General features: G+C 63.4%; 17 protein-coding genes. 6 read left to right on the top strand and 11 right to left on the bottom strand.

Translation table 11 applies throughout. The features are described 5' to 3' along the window. Window positions 1-45 precede the first annotated feature (45 nt). Together lpxD and fabZ are read left to right on the top strand one after the other, a co-directional pair. Entirely contained in the window at window positions 46-1,113 is a 1,068-nt protein-coding gene (gene lpxD, locus N2602_RS21230; protein ID WP_172783580.1) for a UDP-3-O-(3-hydroxymyristoyl)glucosamine N-acyltransferase, read from the top strand. Continuing rightward, window positions 1,110-1,571 (top strand): 3-hydroxyacyl-ACP dehydratase FabZ, encoded by a 462-nt coding sequence (gene fabZ / locus N2602_RS21225; RefSeq protein ID WP_024341283.1) that lies wholly within the window; start codon window positions 1,110-1,112, stop codon window positions 1,569-1,571. Before lpxD ends, fabZ begins: the two co-directional genes overlap by 4 nt. 19 nt (window positions 1,572-1,590) lie before the next feature. Here fabZ and N2602_RS21220 read toward each other — a convergent pair whose 3' ends face one another. Continuing rightward, on the bottom strand, window positions 1,591-1,911 hold the full coding sequence (locus N2602_RS21220; RefSeq protein ID WP_260379316.1) for a KTSC domain-containing protein: 321 nt from the start codon (window positions 1,909-1,911) through the stop codon (window positions 1,591-1,593). Between the two features lie 175 nt (window positions 1,912-2,086). Between N2602_RS21220 and lpxA the strand changes: the two genes are divergently transcribed. The 3 genes from lpxA to lpxB are packed head-to-tail and all read left to right on the top strand — an operon-like array spanning window position 2,087 to window position 4,944. Further along, window positions 2,087-2,878, top strand: coding sequence for an acyl-ACP--UDP-N-acetylglucosamine O-acyltransferase (lpxA, locus tag N2602_RS21215; protein ID WP_260379315.1), 792 nt, complete (start codon window positions 2,087-2,089; stop codon window positions 2,876-2,878). Between the two features lie 18 nt (window positions 2,879-2,896). Beyond that, window positions 2,897-3,766 carry an LpxI family protein gene (locus tag N2602_RS21210; RefSeq protein WP_172783583.1) on the top strand — a complete coding sequence of 290 codons (870 nt, stop codon included), beginning with the start codon at window positions 2,897-2,899 and terminating at the stop codon, window positions 3,764-3,766. Then, window positions 3,766-4,944: a lipid-A-disaccharide synthase gene (gene lpxB, locus N2602_RS21205; RefSeq protein ID WP_260379313.1), complete on the top strand. Its 1,179-nt coding sequence runs from the start codon at window positions 3,766-3,768 to the stop codon at window positions 4,942-4,944. The genes N2602_RS21210 and lpxB overlap by 1 nt, the downstream gene beginning before the upstream one ends. A gap of 7 nt (window positions 4,945-4,951) precedes the next feature. Here the strand turns inward: lpxB and N2602_RS21200 are convergent, their stop codons facing one another. The 4 genes from N2602_RS21200 to N2602_RS21185 form a co-directional block, all read right to left on the bottom strand. Continuing rightward, entirely contained in the window at window positions 4,952-6,016 is a 1,065-nt protein-coding gene (locus tag N2602_RS21200) for a G1 family glutamic endopeptidase (protein ID WP_260379312.1), read from the bottom strand. Beyond that, window positions 6,013-6,831 (bottom strand): phosphatase PAP2 family protein, encoded by an 819-nt coding sequence (locus N2602_RS21195; protein ID WP_172782857.1) that lies wholly within the window; start codon window positions 6,829-6,831, stop codon window positions 6,013-6,015. The genes N2602_RS21200 and N2602_RS21195 overlap by 4 nt, the downstream gene beginning before the upstream one ends. Window positions 6,832-6,873: 42 nt before the next feature. After that, window positions 6,874-8,697 carry an adenylate/guanylate cyclase domain-containing protein gene (locus N2602_RS21190; RefSeq protein WP_172783586.1) on the bottom strand — a complete coding sequence of 608 codons (1,824 nt, stop codon included), beginning with the start codon at window positions 8,695-8,697 and terminating at the stop codon, window positions 6,874-6,876. 340 nt (window positions 8,698-9,037) lie between these two features. Further along, on the bottom strand, window positions 9,038-10,597 hold the full coding sequence (locus N2602_RS21185; RefSeq protein WP_172783587.1) for a PAS domain-containing sensor histidine kinase: 1,560 nt from the start codon (window positions 10,595-10,597) through the stop codon (window positions 9,038-9,040). A 283-nt stretch (window positions 10,598-10,880) separates the two neighbouring features. Between N2602_RS21185 and N2602_RS21180 the strand changes: the two genes are divergently transcribed. Beyond that, a complete protein-coding gene (locus N2602_RS21180; RefSeq protein ID WP_260379311.1) occupies window positions 10,881-11,882 on the top strand; it encodes an ABC transporter substrate-binding protein in 1,002 nt (333 codons plus the stop codon). 210 nt (window positions 11,883-12,092) lie between these two features. Here the strand turns inward: N2602_RS21180 and N2602_RS21175 are convergent, their stop codons facing one another. The 6 genes from N2602_RS21175 to N2602_RS21150 all read right to left on the bottom strand — a co-directional run bounded on the left by N2602_RS21175 (window position 12,093) and on the right by N2602_RS21150 (window position 17,567). After that, entirely contained in the window at window positions 12,093-12,410 is a 318-nt protein-coding gene (locus N2602_RS21175) for a hypothetical protein (protein ID WP_172782858.1), read from the bottom strand. A 210-nt stretch (window positions 12,411-12,620) separates the two neighbouring features. Then, a complete protein-coding gene (locus N2602_RS21170) occupies window positions 12,621-13,388 on the bottom strand; it encodes an SDR family NAD(P)-dependent oxidoreductase (protein WP_260379310.1) in 768 nt (255 codons plus the stop codon). Further along, complete coding sequence (locus N2602_RS21165; RefSeq protein WP_260379309.1) at window positions 13,385-14,494, bottom strand: ABC transporter ATP-binding protein; 1,110 nt, start codon at window positions 14,492-14,494, stop codon at window positions 13,385-13,387. The genes N2602_RS21170 and N2602_RS21165 overlap by 4 nt, the downstream gene beginning before the upstream one ends. Window positions 14,495-14,504: 10 nt before the next feature. Further along, window positions 14,505-15,362, bottom strand: coding sequence for a carbohydrate ABC transporter permease (locus tag N2602_RS21160; protein WP_260379308.1), 858 nt, complete (start codon window positions 15,360-15,362; stop codon window positions 14,505-14,507). Then, window positions 15,355-16,284 carry a carbohydrate ABC transporter permease gene (locus N2602_RS21155; protein ID WP_260379307.1) on the bottom strand — a complete coding sequence of 310 codons (930 nt, stop codon included), beginning with the start codon at window positions 16,282-16,284 and terminating at the stop codon, window positions 15,355-15,357. Before N2602_RS21155 ends, N2602_RS21160 begins: the two co-directional genes overlap by 8 nt. Next, the gene (locus tag N2602_RS21150; RefSeq protein WP_260379306.1) at window positions 16,281-17,567 is read right to left on the bottom strand and encodes an ABC transporter substrate-binding protein; all 1,287 of its coding nucleotides are present in this window, start codon (window positions 17,565-17,567) and stop codon (window positions 16,281-16,283) included. Before N2602_RS21150 ends, N2602_RS21155 begins: the two co-directional genes overlap by 4 nt. Window positions 17,568-17,647 lie beyond the last annotated feature (80 nt).

Below are 17,647 nucleotides of genomic sequence, written 5' to 3'. Positions count from 1 at the left end.
GCGGCCTGACCGCTTCATGCCGAAGCCGGACCGCGACGGGGTGGAATGGCGCAGCCGACCTTCTTCACAAAGCCGCCTGCCGCAGCGTTGGCCGACATCGCCACGCTGACCAAGGCGCAGCTGGTCGACCCGGCGAGGGGCGGCCACGTCATCACGGGCCTTGCTTCGCTCGATGAAGCGGGCCCGATGCATTTGGCCTTTTTCGACAACCTCAAATATCTCGAGGAACTCAAAGCGACCCGCGCCGGGGCATGCCTGGTAAGCCCACGCTTCGAGGCCCAGGTGCCTGCCCACGTGGCCGTGCTGCGGGTGGCGCAGCCGTTCCGCGCCTTCGTCCGGATCGCGCGGGAATGGCACGCCGATGCGCTGCGGCCGCAATCCTGGTTCGGCATCGAGGGTATTGCACCGTCCGCCATCATCGATCCCTCGGCCCGGCTCGAGGACGACGTCATCGTCGAGCCCCTGGCGGTCATCGGCCCGGACGTCGAGATCGGGAGCGGCACGGTGATCGGCGCCGGCGCGGTCATCGGCCCCGGCGTCAAGATCGGCCGGGACTGCAATGTCGGCGCCCGCACGGCCATCCAATGCGCCCTGATCGGCAACGACGTGCTGATCCATCCCGGCTGCTCGATCGGCCAGGACGGCTACGGATTCATCTTCTTCGGCCCCGAGGGGCATCTGAAGGTCCCCCAGACCGGCCGCGTGCTGATCCAGAACAATGTGGAGGTCGGCGCCGGCACCACCATCGACCGCGGCTCCCTGCGCGACACCGTGATCGGGGAGGGCACCAAAATCGACAATCAGGTCCAGATCGGCCACAATGTGACGATCGGCCGGAATTGCCTGCTGGCGGCTCAGATCGGCCTCGCGGGCAGCCTGACGATCGGCGACAACGTGGCGCTGGGAGCAAAGGTTGGCATCAACAATCACCTCAAGATCGGTGATGGCGCCCAGGTTACCGCGATGAGCGGGGTCAAGGACGACATCCCGCCGAATGGCCGTTGGGGTGGCCTCTTTGCCAAGCCGACCAAGCAATGGTTCAAGGAGATCATCGCGGTGGAGCGCCTGGTGCGCGACAGCAAGGCCGATCCGAAGGACGAGGGACGGGAATGACGGCGGAATCACCTGTTAAGTTCGAGCTGGTGGACATCAATGCGATCCTCCAGACGCTGCCGCACCGCTTTCCGATGCTGCTGATCGACCGCGTGATCAACATCCGCGCCGATTACAGCGGCATCGGCATCAAGAACGTCACCTTCAACGAGCCGGCGTTCCAGGGGCATTTCCCCGAGCGTCCGGTCTATCCCGGCGTCATGATGATCGAGGCGATGGCGCAGACCGCGGGCGTGATCGGCATCAAGTCGGTCGAGGGCACCGAGAAGCCGCGGGCGGTCTATTTCCTCACAATCGACAAGTGCAAGTTTCGCAAGCCCGTGCTGCCGGGCGACACGATCGAGTATCACATGCGCTCGCTCGGCCGCCGCAAGGCCATGTGGTGGTTTCACGGCGACGCCAAGGTCAACGGGCAGGTCGTCGCCGAAGCCGACGTCGGCGCCATGCTGACCGATTGAGCGGAGCCGGGCGTCCGCCTCAGGTGCAATCGTAGCGGCTGCCGGCCATCTCGCGCCTGATATTCCGGTTGAAGAACTGGCCCATGGACGGCGCGCCGAGGAGGCGCTCCACCGTGTCGGCCGTCACGCCGCAATAGCGGTGATAGGCGCCGTTGCTCGCGACGATCAGGTCCTGCTGCGCACGATCGTAACAGACCCGCTGAAGCACCGTGCTGCGGGTGATGTCCCGGCACTCGAAAGTCTGGAGATCGACCAGGCGGTGTTCGCCGGTCTCGACCGCCTCGGACACGATCGGTGTGCTCGCGAGCTGTGCCAGTAGAAGGATCAGGGTCCTGACCACGATCGTTGAAGCTCCGCATGAACCTGGCGACGGGACGGCAAGGCCGCCCATCCGGCACTTGAAACACGGCGAGATGATACGTCACTGGACAGATCGGGCATAGTCGCGCTAACCAGCCGAAAACCGAGCGACTTCAATATATAACCAGACCTTCTTGACGAGTAAGATTGGCTTGATGAGCAAGATTGATCCCACCGCACGGATCGCGGACGGCGCCGTGATCGGCGCGGGCACCGAGATCGGACCTTATTGCATCATCGGCCCGAACGTCGTCATCGGCGCGAACTGCAAGCTGATCGGGCATGTGCACGTCACGGCGCAGACCACGATCGGCGACGGCTGCACCATCTATCCGTTCGCTTCGCTGGGCACGCCGCCGCAGTCGCTCAGCTATCGTGGCGAGCTGACGCAGCTCAGGATCGGCTCCGGCTGCACCATCCGCGAATCCGTGACCATGAACGCGGGGACCGTTGTCGGCGGGGGCGTCACCTCGGTTGGCGACCGCGGCTATTTCATGAACTGCAGCCACGTCGGCCACGACTGCCATGTCGGCAACGACGTGATCTTCGCGACCTCGGCAACGCTCGGCGGCCATTGCGAGATCGGCGACTTCGTGTTTATCGGCGGGCTGTCCGCCGTGCATCAGTTCACCCGCATCGGGGCGCAGGTCATGGTCGGCGGTGTGTGCGGCGTGCGCGACGACATCATTCCGTTCGGTCTCGTCAACGGCCAATATGCCGCTCTCGAAGGCCTCAATCTGATCGGCATGAAGCGTCGCAAGTTCACCAAGCAGCGGCTCGCCACCGTGCGCGCGTTCTACCAGAAGCTCTTCCATGGCCCCGGCACCTTCGCCGAGCGGCTGGAGGCGGCGCGGCCGCTCGCGGGCGAAGACCCCGCGATCGCCGAAATCCTCGACTTCATCGGCAAAGGCAAGCGCCCGCTCTGTCTTCCCGTCATCGCGAAGTGATCTTGGAGTGATCTTGGGATGGCCGCGGGCACGACATCGGCGGCTTTGCAGGTTTCGTCACCGGTCGGCATCGTCGCCGGCGGCGGCGCCATGCCGTTCGCGGTCGCCGAGTCGCTCGCCGCGCACGGCATCACGCCGGTGCTGTTTCCGCTGCGCGGGGCCTGCGATCCCCAGCGCGTGGAGAAGTTCCGCCATCGCTGGATCTCGGTCGGCCAGCTCGGCCGCGCGATGCGGCTGTTCCGCGAGGAAGGCTGCCGCGACCTGATCTTCATCGGCACATTGGTGCGGCCGTCGCTGTCCGAGATCCGGTTCGACATCAAGACGCTGCGCCTGCTCGGCAACGTCATCCGCGCTTTCCGCGGCGGCGACGATCATCTGCTGTCGGGTGTCGGGCGCATCCTCGAGCAGGACGGCTTCCGCATGGTCGGCATCAAGGACGTCGCGCCGGATCTCTTGATGCCCGAGGGCTGCATCGGCCGCGCCTGGCCGAGCGAGGCCAGCAAGACCGACATCGCGCGCGGTCGGGCGGTGCTGACCGCGCTCGGTCCGTTCGACATCGGCCAGGCTGCGGTCGTGATCGACGGGCATGTGGTGGCGGTCGAGGACATCGAGGGCACCGACGCGCTGCTCGCACGCGTCGCGCGGCTGCGCGAGGAGGGCCGCATCCGCGCCGCCACCGGACGCGGCGTGCTGGTGAAGGCGCCGAAGAGCGGCCAGGATCTGCGCTTCGACCTGCCGACGATCGGTCCGCGCACCATCGAGGGCGTCGCGGCCGCCGGCCTTGCCGGCATCGCGGTCATCGCGGGCAACACCATCGCCGCCGAGCCGCAGGCAATGATCGCGCTTGCCGATGCCAAATATCTCTTCGTCATCGGCTTGCCCGCGTGATGTCGCGTGATCCCAAGCGCAAAATCTTCCTGATCGCGACGGAGGAATCCGGCGACCGGCTCGGCAGCGCCTTGATGAAGGTGCTGCGCCAGCGCCTCGGCGACGGCGTGCAGTTCGTCGGGGTCGGCGGCCGCACCATGGCGCGCGAGGGCCTGGAATCGCTGTTTCCCATCGAGGAGCTGTCGATCGTCGGGTTTGCCGCGGTGGTGCAGCAATTGCCGAAGATCCTGCGGCTGATCCGCGAGACGGCCGATGCCGTGACCGCGGCCGCGCCCGACGTGCTCGTCATCATCGACAGCCCGGACTTTACGCATCGCGTCGCCCGCCGCGTGCGCTCGCGCAGTCCGGCGATCCCGATCGTCGATTACGTCTCGCCGCAGCTCTGGGCCTGGAGGCCGGGACGGGCGCGGACCATGCTCGGCTATGTCGACCATGTGCTCGGCCTGCTGCCGTTCGAGCCGGAGGAATACCGCAAGCTCGGCGGGCCGCCCTGCAGCTATGTCGGCCATCCCCTGATCGAGCAATTGAGCTCGCTGCGTCCGAGCGCGGAGGAGCAGAAGCGTCGCGAGGGTAAGCCGCCGGTGCTGCTGGTGCTGCCCGGCAGCCGCCGCAGCGAGGTCAGGCATCATCTCGACGTATTCGGCGCAACTCTCGGCCGCTTAAGGGGTGAGGGCTGCGCGTTCGAATTGATGCTGCCGACCATGCCGCATCTCGAAGCCACCATCCGCGAGGGCGTCGCGAACTGGCCGGTTAAGCCGCAAATCGTAATCGGCGAGAACGAGAGGCGAGCTGCCTTCCGCATCGCCCACGCCGCGCTGGCGAAGTCCGGCACGGTGACGCTCGAGCTCGCGCTGTCAGGCATTCCGATGGTGACGGCCTATCGCGTCGGTGCCATCGAGGCCTTCATCCTGCGCCGCGCTATCCGCGTCTCCTCGGTGATCCTCGCCAATCTCGTGATCGGCAAGGATGTCATTCCGGAATATTTGCAGGAGGCGTGCACGCCGGAGCAGCTGGCGCCTGCGCTCGCCGCGCTGCTGACGGATTCGCCGCTCCGCCGCGTGCAGGTCGAGGCCTTCGCCAAGCTCGATCAGATCATGTCGACCGGCAACACATCGCCGAGCGTGCTCGCCACCGACATCGTGCTCGCGACGATGCGCCAGGGCCGGCGAACGAGCTAAAAAATCCTCAGCCCACAAACCTGGTTTGTACGGTTTGCTGGTCCAGTTTTTCCGGTTTTGACAATGGCGCGGTCCGATGCGGATTGTCGCGGATCTCGATCATCTTGATCAGCCTGGCATTCTCCAGATCTTGAGGCTGAAAGCCGATCCCGCCGGTGCCCGCGAGCGCGAAGCAATCCACGAACTTCGTCACGCCATACTTGGGCAAGCGATAGAGGTCCGTCGCATGCAAGACGGTGGGGCGCTCCGTGACCCACTCCGCCGTACGGCCCCGCGCCGGAAATTCGATCGGAATTCCGATCGGGCCGGGAAGTGGAATCGTCGGCGCAAGGAGATCGACCGAAAGCGACTTTCCGTTTTTCGATTCATTCTTGATGAAAAAACGGACGTGGTCCTGCGCCATGACGGTCAGAACACATCTGACGTGGTCCCCCGGTTCCACCGGAAAGTTGGGAAGTGTCCACGGACCCGTATCGCGGTCACCGCGAAACCACCATTGAACCCATGCTTCCGCGGTCGGCGTCCCGACGCTGCCGTCGTTGGCGACCACGATCTTTTGCGTCGTCCCGATCTGCGGCAGCGAAGTATCGAATCGCCGATGGCCATCGATCCCGATCCAGGTCGAGCAGCGATAATCGCCCGGCGGAAACGAGTGAGCACTGGGCGTAGGGACCTCCCAGGCCCCCCACACCTGTGTGAACTGGGTGCCCTCCATCGCCGCAATACATGCGCCCGACCAATTGAAGCTGGTTTCGTGTCGGCCGGGATGGCCTGAGCCCAAACGGCCGCGGTTGACACGAAAGTCGGTCGCGGAGCCCGGGTAGATCATGGGCAGAACTTCGATAGGCTTGGAAAGAAGTCTGGCCCACAACGTCTCGGCCCGGCGTCCCGCGACCAGGGGCGGCCTGGGCGGAAGCCGGAAGAATTCGAGCTCCCGCGCATCGGCATTCAGCGCGTCGAAGTCCTTGGGCGGTGGCGGCGGTGGCAGCAATATCTGCCGACGCAGACCCGCGTTCAAATCGTCCCGCGACGGAAGCGTGTGTTGCTGGACATCACTCGCGCGCAGGATCATGGCCACTCTCCCTGCGCGGCCGTGATCAAGGCATCAAAACTCGGCACGGAGGTCTTGTTGATCAAGATCGTGTAGATGTCGCCGGCCAATCCCACGCCGGCGTCCGTGTCACTCTGGTAGTGGAGACCGGCGATCTGGCGGTTTCGCGCAATCCGACCGGCGAGCACGGTGAGATCATCCGCCATCGGCTGCACCGACGCTGGTAGGACCAACTTCAGGCAGCGCGCGATCAAATGCGCTTGAGTCGCGTGCCCGCTGGGATAGGACGCGTGGCCGGGAACCTGAATCGGCGGCAACAGCGCAGGGCAGATTTGCGATGGCCGTGGCCGTTTGTGGTAGCCTTTCCAATGCATCGCGACCTGGAGCGCGATCAGGCTTGCGGTCGCTATCACGCGACAGGTGTTTGGATGCGAGTTCGGCGTGACGTTGAGAAGCGCCATGAAGTAGCTCAGAAACTCCTCGTTCTGCGCAAAAATCTCGCCGAGCGCATCCGCCCGCTCGTCTTTGGCCATTGTTACGAGCGTGTCGATCTCGGCTGCTGTGTTTGCATTGGGTGCGGCGACCGTGATCGAGCTCCACCCGCCATGAATGGCGAATTCGGCCAGCAGCCGCCAAGCGTACCAGTCCGGGGTCCAGCTCCGGTCCGGAAACTCGGTGACGGTGGTGCGGTTGGTGCTGACGCCCGTTTCCGTAATGAACGGCAGGTCCACGCGATCCGGAAAGATCCAACCGCCGCCGCCCGAGCCTGCATTGGCGACGTTTCCCGCATTCCCAGCGTTACCTGCGTTTCCCGCATTTCCGGCGTTGCCTGCCATCGCAGCCTCCCAATGATTTGCCGCCTATCGCTTGCTTAAAACTCAGTCTGGAAATCCTGCCGCCTTGAGCCGCTGTCGAAGATTGTCGCGGGTGGCCGCGTTGAGCGGCGTGCGGTCCGCCCAGGCCTGTAAATGGAAATTCGGATCGATCAGCATATGGCGTTCCGCGATCTGGCGCGCGTCCACAAACTTTCCGATGGCCACCAGGCTGGCTGCGAGGATGCGGAAGTTCGAGGTGAAACGCTCATTATGCTTCGCCGCTCGCCAACCGCAGGCGGCCGCTTCATCGAAATTGCCGTTGATGTAGTGCGCCTGGGAAAGCAGGTGCTCGTGCCAGAACACGTGTGAATCCAGGGGCGACAAGCGCAGGCCGTGTTCGGCGCGCAAGACCGCGGTTGGGCCCTCGCCGAGATAGCCGCAGGTCGCACTGCTCATCGTCCACGCCATGGCCGAATTGGGACCGACCGTGATCGCCCGGTCCAACAGGCGGGTTGCTGTCTCGAAATCCTTGAACAGATACGAATGCACGTGACCATCGATTGCCAGAGCGAGCGCATCGTTGCCATCGCGCTCGATTGCCCTGGACGCATTGCGCGACGCCTCCATGCTATCGGCAGCGGCATCGGTGGACCAGCCCTGGCCGACCCTGAACATGTACCAGTACGCGAGGTATGAATAGGCCGGCGCATAGTTGGGGTCATGCGTGACGGCCTGCTGCAGCAATCCGCGCGCCCGCGAGAACGAGTCGTAGTCCATACGGTATAGATAGCTCAACGCCTGGAGAACCAGATCGTAGGCCGTCAAATTCTGCGGATGCTTGCGCAGAGCCCGTGCACGCTCCCACTCGCGAACATGTGGAGCGATGGTCGTGACCACGCGCGTCGAGATTTGCTCCTGCAGTGCGAACAGCTCGCTGAGCTCGCCTTCATGACGATCGGAGTAGATGATGTTGCCCGACTCGGTGTCATTGAGCTCGGTATTGATACGCAGCCGCCCGCCGGAGCGGCGAACGCTGCCGTAGAGCACATAGCGCACGCCCAGCTCGCGACCGATGGCGCGGACATCGATGATCTCGCTGCCATAACCCAGCGTCGACCCGCGCGATATCACGAACAGCTCCTTCAGCGCGGAGAGCGCGTGAATGATTTCGTCGACAATCCCTTCGGCAAAATAGGCATCATCCTGACTGGCAAGATTGCGGAATGGCAGAACGACAATCGATGGACGTCCCTGCGCTCTGACCGGACTATCTGCCACCGGATGCGGTGAACGATCGATGCGCAGCCCGAACGCTTTGACGGGGCGCGACAGATTTCGCAGATGCAGATCGCCGAAGTCGACGACGGAGACGCCGGCCTGCTCACTGATCTGATCCGCGACGGCACCTGAGACGACGATGCCGCCGGGCTCGGAGTAGGTCTGAAGCCGAGCGGCGATGTTCACCCCATCGCCATAAATATCTTCGCGTTCAAAGATCGCGTCGGCAACGTTGATCCCCATCCGGAGACTGATGAACCGATGTTCCGGTTCTTCCGCCGACATCGCATTGGCGCCGTGCTGAATTGCAAGCGCACATTGGGAGGCGTCATTTGCGCTGTCAAAAACCGCAAGAAAACCGTCTCCGGTGTTCTTGATCACCTGGCCCCTGTACTTCGCGATCGTCGGGTCGATAGTGGTTGCGCGCAGCAAGAGGACCCGCTTGTGGGTATCTTCCTCGTCCGCTTCCATTAATCGGCTATAACCCACGATGTCGGCCGCGAGCACGGCCACCAGCTTGCGCTGACCAGGAATAACCTCTCGCGAGGCGTCCGGCCCTACAAGCGGGTCGGGTCTTGGGCTGGCATCGGGTTCACGGGGGAAGGCCATGGTGTATCCGTGGTCACTCTGATGCGTGGGTCCGTGCCGCCGCTTGGACGCTGTTCCCTTAGCTAAGCCTGTTTTTCCAGGTTTCACAAGCCGCGGTTGTTTTCGCGCAACTGGATCAATCCTCGTTTTCGCAACCAGCCCGTGAACAACGGTCGAGGCAGATCCCGTGTATGTCGGCAAAAACGGCACCGGCCTATGGCGCGTAAGTCACGGTACGGTCGATGCCAATCCGGCTCCTCTCGGCAGATGTGGGTGAGAGCCCTGCGTGCACACCGGAGAAGCTGGCGCCGGCGCTCTGTGCACTGCTGACGGATGCGCCGCGCCGCCGACTTGCGACGGCTCAACGGAAGTCATTCGGCTTGGCCGCGACCGGCGGCTCTTCCGAAGGCAGACTAAAGTGAAACACGGCCCCCCGTGGTTCATTCGCACCGGTCCAAAGTCGACCTCCGTGCGCCTCGATGATCGATCGGCAAATCGACAAGCCCATGCCGGTCCCGTCCGGCTTGGTGGTGTAGAAGGGCTCGAACACGCGGTCAACGATTGCGACGTCAAGTCCAGGTCCGGTATCCCGTATGCCGACAACGACGAGATTTGATGCATTTGCGGCCGTGCTGATCCGCAGCTCTCGTCCGCCAACGTCGACGCAGTTCATTGCCTCGATCGCGTTGAGGATCAAATTGAGAACCACCTGTTGCAGCTGAACGCGATAGCCCTTCACGAGCGGCAAGCCCGAAGCGAGGTCGGTCTGGATCGAGACATCATGTTTGATCAGCTCGCTACGGGCTATGGTGATCACGTCCAGGATTGCACCATTGACATCGACGCTCTCCTTCGGCGCCGGAGCTTTCTTGATCAAGGAACGGATCCAACTGATGATCTCGCCGCCTCGCTTGGCTTCTGCAACAATGGATATGAGCGCCTGCTGTGCCTTTTCGAAATTCGGAGATTGTGTTCCCAGCCAGTTCAGTGCGGCCTCTGCGTCGCAGAGCACCGCGGTGATTGGTTGGCTTAATTCGTGTGTCACCGAAGCCGTGACCTGGCCCATTGCCGCGGCGCGATTGGCGTGTGTCAGTTCAGCCTGCATCTCGCGCAACGCCTCGGCGGTTCGCTTGCGTTCGGTGATGTCGCGGCTCAGGCAAATGATTCGGGACTGTCCGCCTACGCAGAATTCCCGCATACGAACTTCGACGGGAAACACAGTGCCGTCCCTTCGGAAATAGCGCCTCTCGAGCGTAGCGATGCCGCCGGTCTTGAGACGCTCGCGGTTGCGACGCCAAATCGTTTCATCCATCTCAAGATCGAACAAGGCCGCACTTGCCCCAACCAGTTCGGTCCGGCTGTAGCCGAGACTTTCGCAGGCATTCCGATTTACATCGAGAACGCGACCATCTTCACTGTGCAGCATGAACGTATCGGCCGCGTGGTCCACGAAGGTACGGAAACGGGCCTCGCTCTCGATCAGCGCCTGTTCGGCGCGCTTGCGCTCCGTGATGTGGCGCCCCACACCGCGGTAACCCACGAAGTTCCCTGTCTCGTCGAAGATGGGCAGCCCAGAGACCGAAATATAGCGCTTGCCGCCGTCGGGCGTCGGCCGCGCGAGCTCGAAATCGCGAAACGGGAGGTGAGCGTCGAGTATCTCCCGGTGTTTGCGCCAGCCATCTGCGTCAGGTTCGAGATACGGGACCTCCCATCGTGTCCTGCCGATCTCGGAGACCGGCGGCTCGGGAAGCGTCTCGGCGAACTCCTGGCGGATGAAGCGATGCTGCGCGTCCGTTTCCCAGTACACATCAAAGGAGAATTGCACCAGCGTGCGAAAGCGCTCCTCGCTCTCGCGCAGTGCCTCCTCGGGGCGCTTGCGCTCACTCGACATCGAGCGCGACCGGCGGCGCTTGAATCGCATGTTGCATGATCATCTCTTGCTCACGCGTGATGAATTAATCGACCGATTGTCGTACCGGATTGCGTCCCGTCCCAGAGTTGCCCAAGATTGATCAGGAACATGCCTTTGGCGACTATACTCCCGTATACAGGGCTTCTGTATAGCGATGTGACGCGGGACCGCGCTCGCCGAAGGGCGCTTGTAACCAGTGCAGGCCTAAGCTGGGGCCGGAATTCCGCAGCGCAGCAGTCTCCCGCCTTGTCGAGGTGTGCTATCATTTTGGTCAGCGTGCGGAGGCATGGCAGTGAGGCGACGCGAGCTCATTACTCTGCTGTGCGGCGCGGCGGTCTCGCCGCTGGCGGCGCGCGCGCAGCAAGCGGCGAGACCGCCGCTGCTGGCGATGTTCCATCCGGCAATCCCCCCGACGCTTCTGACTGAAACGGGCGGGGGCAGCGCATGGCGTGCCTTTTTCGGTGAGTTGCGCCGTTTGGGTTACGTAGAAGGACAAAATCTGATCATCGAGCGCTACTGGGCCGAGGGGCGCCACGACCGTTATGCCGACGTGGTCCGTGAAATCGTGGCTCGCAATCCGCATGTCATCGTCACCGGAACGAATCCCGTCGTAACCATGTTCAAGGCGGCAACCAGTACGATACCGATTGTTGCTTTCATGCTGGACCCGCTGCAGGCGGGGCTGGTGACCAATCTGCAGCGGCCCGGCGGCAACCTCACCGGCATCACGCTTGATGCCGGCATCGAGATCTGGGGCAAGCGGCTGGAGTTCTTGAAAGAAGCCATTCCTTCGATGCAGAAGGCCGTATTTCTGGGGATGCGCGGCGGATGGGAAGGGTCTGTCGGCCAAGTCTTGCGAAATGCCTCCGCGCGTCTGGGAATCTCACTGGCTTTTGTCTTCCCGCAGGAGGGGAAGCCGTCGGAGATTGAGCGTGTCTTCGATGCGATATCGGAGCAACGGCCGGATGCCGTGCTGGTGAGCGGAGAGGGTGATCTTTACGCCAACCGCCAGCTCATCGCCGAGCTCGCCATGAAAAAACGCCTGCCGACGATATGTCCGTACCGCGATTACGTCGAAGCCGGCGTACTGATGGGTTATGCTCTCAATCTCGCGGAGCTGTTCAGGCAGTTGGCCGATGACGTGCACAAAGTCCTGAAAGGAGCCAAACCGGGTGACATTCCGATTTATCAGGCGACCAGATTTGAACTTCTAATCAATATGAAGACGGCAAAAGCATTCGCCATGACCCTTCCCCCGGCGCTGCTTGCCCGCGCCGACGAGGTGATCGAATAATTTGCTATTGATGGCCCCAACCGAACTGCCTTGAGCAGTGGAAAGGGGCCGCTCCCTGGGGAGAACCGGACCTGACGCGTCGAGCGGCGGACCGCCGCTGGTGACCCGGAAGGCGATTTGGTCGGCGGCCGATCGACACGCTAAGTCCAGGACCCGAATGCGAATGGTGAGATGGCCATTTCCGGCCGCCACTCGCCATCACCAGGTATTCTATTTCGGAGTGCTGGTCTGGCCACCCGAACCCGTGGTCTGCTCACTTCCCGGTCGGCCCGGAGGATGCGCAGAAGCGGCCGGCTTGTCTTGATCGGCAACGTATCCGGACTCTCCGGAGTTGCGGGTCTTGATCCCTTTGTCGGCATCGCGCTGCATCTGCTCGTTGGGCTGGCCAGCCTTGAGCCCTTGGTCTACATCGCGGTTCATCTCCTCCTTGGTTTGCTCACTGGGTGCAGCCTTTTGCTGTTGGGCCGTTGCTTGGAAGGCAATTGCGCTCCCGGCAACTACAATCAAGGCGAGAATTGCTGTTCGCATGGTTCTCCTCCATCGCTTGCTCCGGCCCCTAAACGCGCGAACTCCCCAAGGTTTCCTAGCTCTCCAATCGCATTGTCGAAAATCACATCTTGCGATCAGGTGGGCTGCGCTCAAGGCGCCGATTGGCCCAGCGGCATGCATTGACGTGTGTGTTTGACGTCTCACTCGGACAGCAATGCGGACCCGAAACGATTTTTATGAGCACACGCCCTAGGCAAGTCCGCCGTCGACCCGAAAACACTGGCTGGTGATGCGCTGGCTTTCGTCGGAGGCGAGGAATAGCGCCATGTTGGCGATGTCCTCGGGCGTCACCGCATCCGGAACGGCCTGGCGCGAGCGGATCTCGGCGATGACCCGATCGTCCGGATACCACAGCCGGCGCTGGCGTTCGGTGATCACCATGCCCGGCGCGATCGCGTTGACCCGAATGCGGTCGGGACCGACCGACCGCGCCAGCGAGTTCGTGATGCCGACGATCGCCGCTTTCGCCGCGGCATAGACCGGCAGCGCCGGCGCGCCGCGCATCCAGGCGATCGACGACATGTTGATGATCGAGCCGCCGCCGCGCGCCTGCATCTGCGGCACGACCGCTTGCGCTGCGAAGAAGACGTGCTTGAGATTGACGCCGATCATCCAGTCGAACTCGGCCGGCGTCACCTCGGCGAGAACCTGGCGCTGATCGTTGGCGGCGTTGTTGACGAGAACGGCGGCGTCGCCAAGCGAACGGTGCGCCTCCGCCATCGCGCTGCGCAGGGAATCGATGTCGAGGAGATCGCAGGGCACGAACAGCGGCGCGGTCCCGGACGAGGCCGCGATCTCCCGCACCAGGGCTTCGCCGGCGTCCTTGTCGATGTCGAGGAAGGCGACCCGGGCGCCTTGGCCTGCGAAGGCCCGGACGAAGGCGGCGCCGATGCCGCTGGCGCCTCCGGTGATCAACACCACGCAGCCGGCAAGGCTGGAATAGGTCGTCTTCGTCATGCGATCAGGCGCTCCGTCTCGGGGTCGAACAGGCAAATGCGGCGGGTGTCGAGCGCGAAGGCGGCGGACGTGCCGGGCGCGGGGCGGATATCCGGCGAGACCCGCGCCATCGCGGGCTCGCCCCCGAGCCGCAGCAACACCATGGTCTCGGCACCTGTCGGCTCGACCAGCTCCACCGGCGCCTCGACGAGGACAGGCGCTTCGCTGGAAAACGTGCGGCTGCCCTCGGCGATGCATTCCGGCCTGATTCCGAACACCACCTTGCGCCCGACAAAGGGTGCTGCGGCGTCATATCCCGTCAGGCGCAGACGAAGCTCGTCCGGCCGCCCCGCGCCGATCACGACGACCGGCCCGTCATTTCCGGCCTCGAGCCGCGCCGGCATGGTGTTCATCGGCGGCGAGCCCATGAAGCGTGCGACGAACAGATTGGCCGGATAGCGGTACACGGTGTCGGGGTCGGCGAATTGCTGCACGCTGCCCTGATGCATCACGGCGATCCGCGTCGCCATCGTCATCGCCTCGATCTGGTCGTGGGTGACATAGACGATGGTGGCGCCGATGCGCTGGTGCAGGCGCTTGATCTCCATCCGCATCTCGACGCGCAGCTTGGCGTCGAGATTGGAGAGCGGCTCGTCGAACAGGAAGAGCAGGGGATTGCGCACCAGCGCGCGCCCCATCGCCACGCGCTGGCGCTGGCCGCCGGACAATTGCGACGGCTTGCGGCCGAGCAGCGGCTCGATCTGGAGCAGTTTTGCGACATTCGCGACCGCAGCGTCCTGCTCGGCCCTGGGAACGTGACGGCATTCCATGCCGAAGGTGATGTTCTGGCGCACCGTCATGGAGGGATAGAGCGCGTAGGATTGGAACACCATGGCGATGTCGCGATCCTTCGGCGCGACGTCGTTGACGACGCGCCCGCCGATCTCGATCGTCCCCGCGCTCGGGCGGTCGAGCCCGGCGACGATGTTGAGCAGGGTGGACTTGCCGCAGCCGGACGGCCCGACCAGCACGGTGAATTCGCCGCTCTCGATGTCGAGCGCGATGTCCTTCAATACCTCCAGATTGGCGTAACGCTTGGACAGGGCGCGAATGCTCAGTGCAGCCATGACAACTCCATCATTTCACGGCCCCGGCAGTCAGGCCGCGGACGAAGTACTTGCCGCCGAGAAGGTAGATCAACAGCGTGGGCAGGGCTGCGATGATCACCGCGGCGCTCTGCACGCCATGCTTGGGGATATCTGCGACCGGGGTGGACAGTGCGATGAGCGCGGCCGTCACGGGCTGCTGCTGGCCGGTCGTGAAGGTGACGCCATAGAGGAATTCGTTCCAGATATGGGTGAACTGCCAGATCACGGTGACGATCAGGATGGGCGCCGAGAGCGGCAGGATGATGCGCCAGAAGATACGAAAGAAGCCGGCGCCATCGATGCGTGCGGCCCGGATCAGCTCGTGCGGAATGGCGACATAGTAATTGCGGCAGAACAGGACCGTGAAGGACAGCCCCTGAATCGTGTGAATCAGCACGAGGCCCGTCAGCGTGTTGATCAGCCCGATGTCCCGCAACACGATGGTCCAGGGCAACAGGCGCATCTGCTGGGGCAGGAAGAGGCCGAGGGTGACAATGCCGTAGATCCAGTTGTCGCCGCGAAAGCGCCAGAGCGACACGGCGTAACCGGCGACAGCACCGAGCAGGGTCGAGAAGATCGTTGCCGGGATCGTGACCAGCGCGGAGTTCAGCATGTACGGCCGGATGCCGGCGCAGGTCTCGGCAACGCAAAAGCCGCTCCAGGCCAGGGCATAATTGCCAAACGCCCAGTGTTGCGGCCACCCGATCATCGAGCCCTGCGCAATCTCCTCATTGGTCCGGAGCGAGTTCAGGACGACAACGACCAGCGGCGCAAGGTAGGCGGCCGCGAACAAGGTCACGATCAGATAGATCAGAGCCCGGCTTGGGGTGAAGCTTCGGTCACGCATGGGATGCCCGCCGTCGCCGGACATAGCGCCACGCCGCATAGGGGAGCAGCACGGCAAGAAGGATGAGCAACATCAGCACCGCCGCTGCCGCACCACGGCCGAGCTGGCTGCGCTGGAACATCAAATCATAGACAACAAGCGCCGGCAGCTGGGTCGCGATTCCTGGCCCCCCGTTGGTGAGGGCGCGGACGAGGTCGAAGGTCGAGATCGCGAACTGCAACTGGACAACGACGACGGTGATGGTGATCGGCCAAAGCGTCGGCAGAATGACGCGCCGATAGGTTCGGATCGGCCCGGCACCATCGATCTGTGCCGCCTTGATGATCTCGGAATCGACAGAGCGAAGGCCGGCCAGAAAGAGCGCCATGGCGAAGCCCGAGGATTGCCAGATCGCGGCGATGACGATGGTCCAGATCGCCATGTCGCGGTTGACCAGCCAATCGAACTTGAAGCTCATCCAGCCGAGGTCATGAGCGAGCTTCTCGATCCCGATGCCGGGGTTGAGCAGCCAGCTCCAGACCGTACCTGTCACGACGAACGACACCGCCAGGGGATAGAGGAAGATGGATCGCAGCACGTTCTCGCCGCGAATGCGCTGATCGAGTAGGATCGCGAGCAGCAGGCCGGTCACCAGGCTCAGCAGCACGAAAGCGATGCCGAACAGCAGCAGATTGTCGAAGGCAATCTGCCAGTTCCGCGACGCCAGGACAGAATTGTAGTTGCGCAAGCCCACCCAGCCCGTCACGGGGACGAGGGTGGAGGGCGTAAACGAAATCCAGATCGTCCAGATCGAAAACGAGATGAGGTGCGCTGCTGACAGCAGCAGCGGCACCCAGATTACCAGAAATTCGGGCAGCCGGCGCACCATCTCGGAGGTCGCCGACCGGCCCGGCCGTGTTGCTGTCGAGACGGCGTCGGTCAACGTGCGCCCTCGACGGCGTCGGCGAGGCGGCTGACGGCCTCATCCGGCTTGATCGTCTTGTTCTTCACATATTCGGTGATGACGTCGATGATCGCGGCGGTCAGGCCGTTTTCCTGGGCCATGTTGTGCGCGAGGCTCAGGACGGCCTGATTGTTGCCCATCGCGTTCTTCAGCGCGGCCGCGGTTGTCCGTTGACCATCCGACCAGCCCTCGCCGGACAGGTCGACATCGGTACGCACGGGAATCGATCCCGTGATTTGCGAATACATGGTCTGGATTGCGGGATCCATTACGAGCTGTGCCATCAGCATCTGGCCGGCCTGGAGATCGGCCTCCTTGCGCTGCCAAAAGATGAAGGCGTCGGCATTCAACAGGAAGACAGGCTTGCCGTTGTCGCTGGGGCCGGGGGTGATGACGTAGTCGTCGAACTTGAAGCCGGCGTTTTTCAACACGCCCTGGGCCCAGCCGCCCATGATCAGCATGCCCATGTCGCCCTCGACGAAGCGCTTCAAATTGTTGGCATAGGGTTGGACGCCGACATTGGGATCACACCATTCGGAGATCTTGCGCGTCTGCGCGAAGGCCGCCTTCATCTCGGGTCCCTGCAGTGCCTTCTTGTCGAGATTCATGCAGGCGGCGCGGTATGCCGTCGGGCTGATGCCGGCCAGGGACGCTTCGAATTTCTGCCCGTCGTCGGCGCGGGTGCCGCCGTTGGCGAGGGGGTAGGCCATGCCGGCCGACTTCATTTTCTCGGCGAGGTCGTTGAAGTCAGCCCAGGTGACCGGGACCTTGTCGGCCTTGGCCCTGTCCATCCCGCGCTTGGAGAGAAACAGCATGTTGGTGCTGTAGATCTGGAGCGGCAGAGCAATCCACTTGCCGGTCGGCTTGTGCAGCTTTGCAAGGTCCGGCGCGACCACCTTCTCGTAGCCGGCAGCCGCGACCACGGCGTCGAGATCGACGGTTGGCGCGATCTTCGACCAGGCCGCGATCTCGGGGCCCTTGAGTTGCGAACAGGCCGGCGGATCGCCGGCGATGATCTGCGCCCGCAGCTTGTTCATCATGTCCGTGGTGAAGCCGGGGACGGGCGAGTGCTGCCAGACGCCACCCTTCTCCTCGAATTTCTTGCCGAGCGCCGTGATGGCCGCCCCATCGCTGCCGGCGGACCATTGCGAGATCGCGGTCAGTCGCGGCTTGGCGGCGCCTTGCGCGCGGGCAAGGTGCGGAAATGCGAGCGCGGCCGCAGATCCAGCGAGCAGACGACGCCTTGTTGTTGTGATCGGCATGGCAGTTCCTCCCGGTGTGAAGTCGTTTGCGCAACTTTGGCGCCGTTGTTGGCGTGCGCGAGCCGCACGCGGCTTTAGTC

This window comes from Bradyrhizobium sp. NC92 (genome assembly GCF_025200865.1).
Taxonomy (GTDB): Bacteria; Pseudomonadota; Alphaproteobacteria; order Rhizobiales; family Xanthobacteraceae; genus Bradyrhizobium.
The sequence above is the reverse complement of the archived record's forward strand: the minus strand, read 5'-3'. Positions and strand labels throughout refer to the sequence as shown.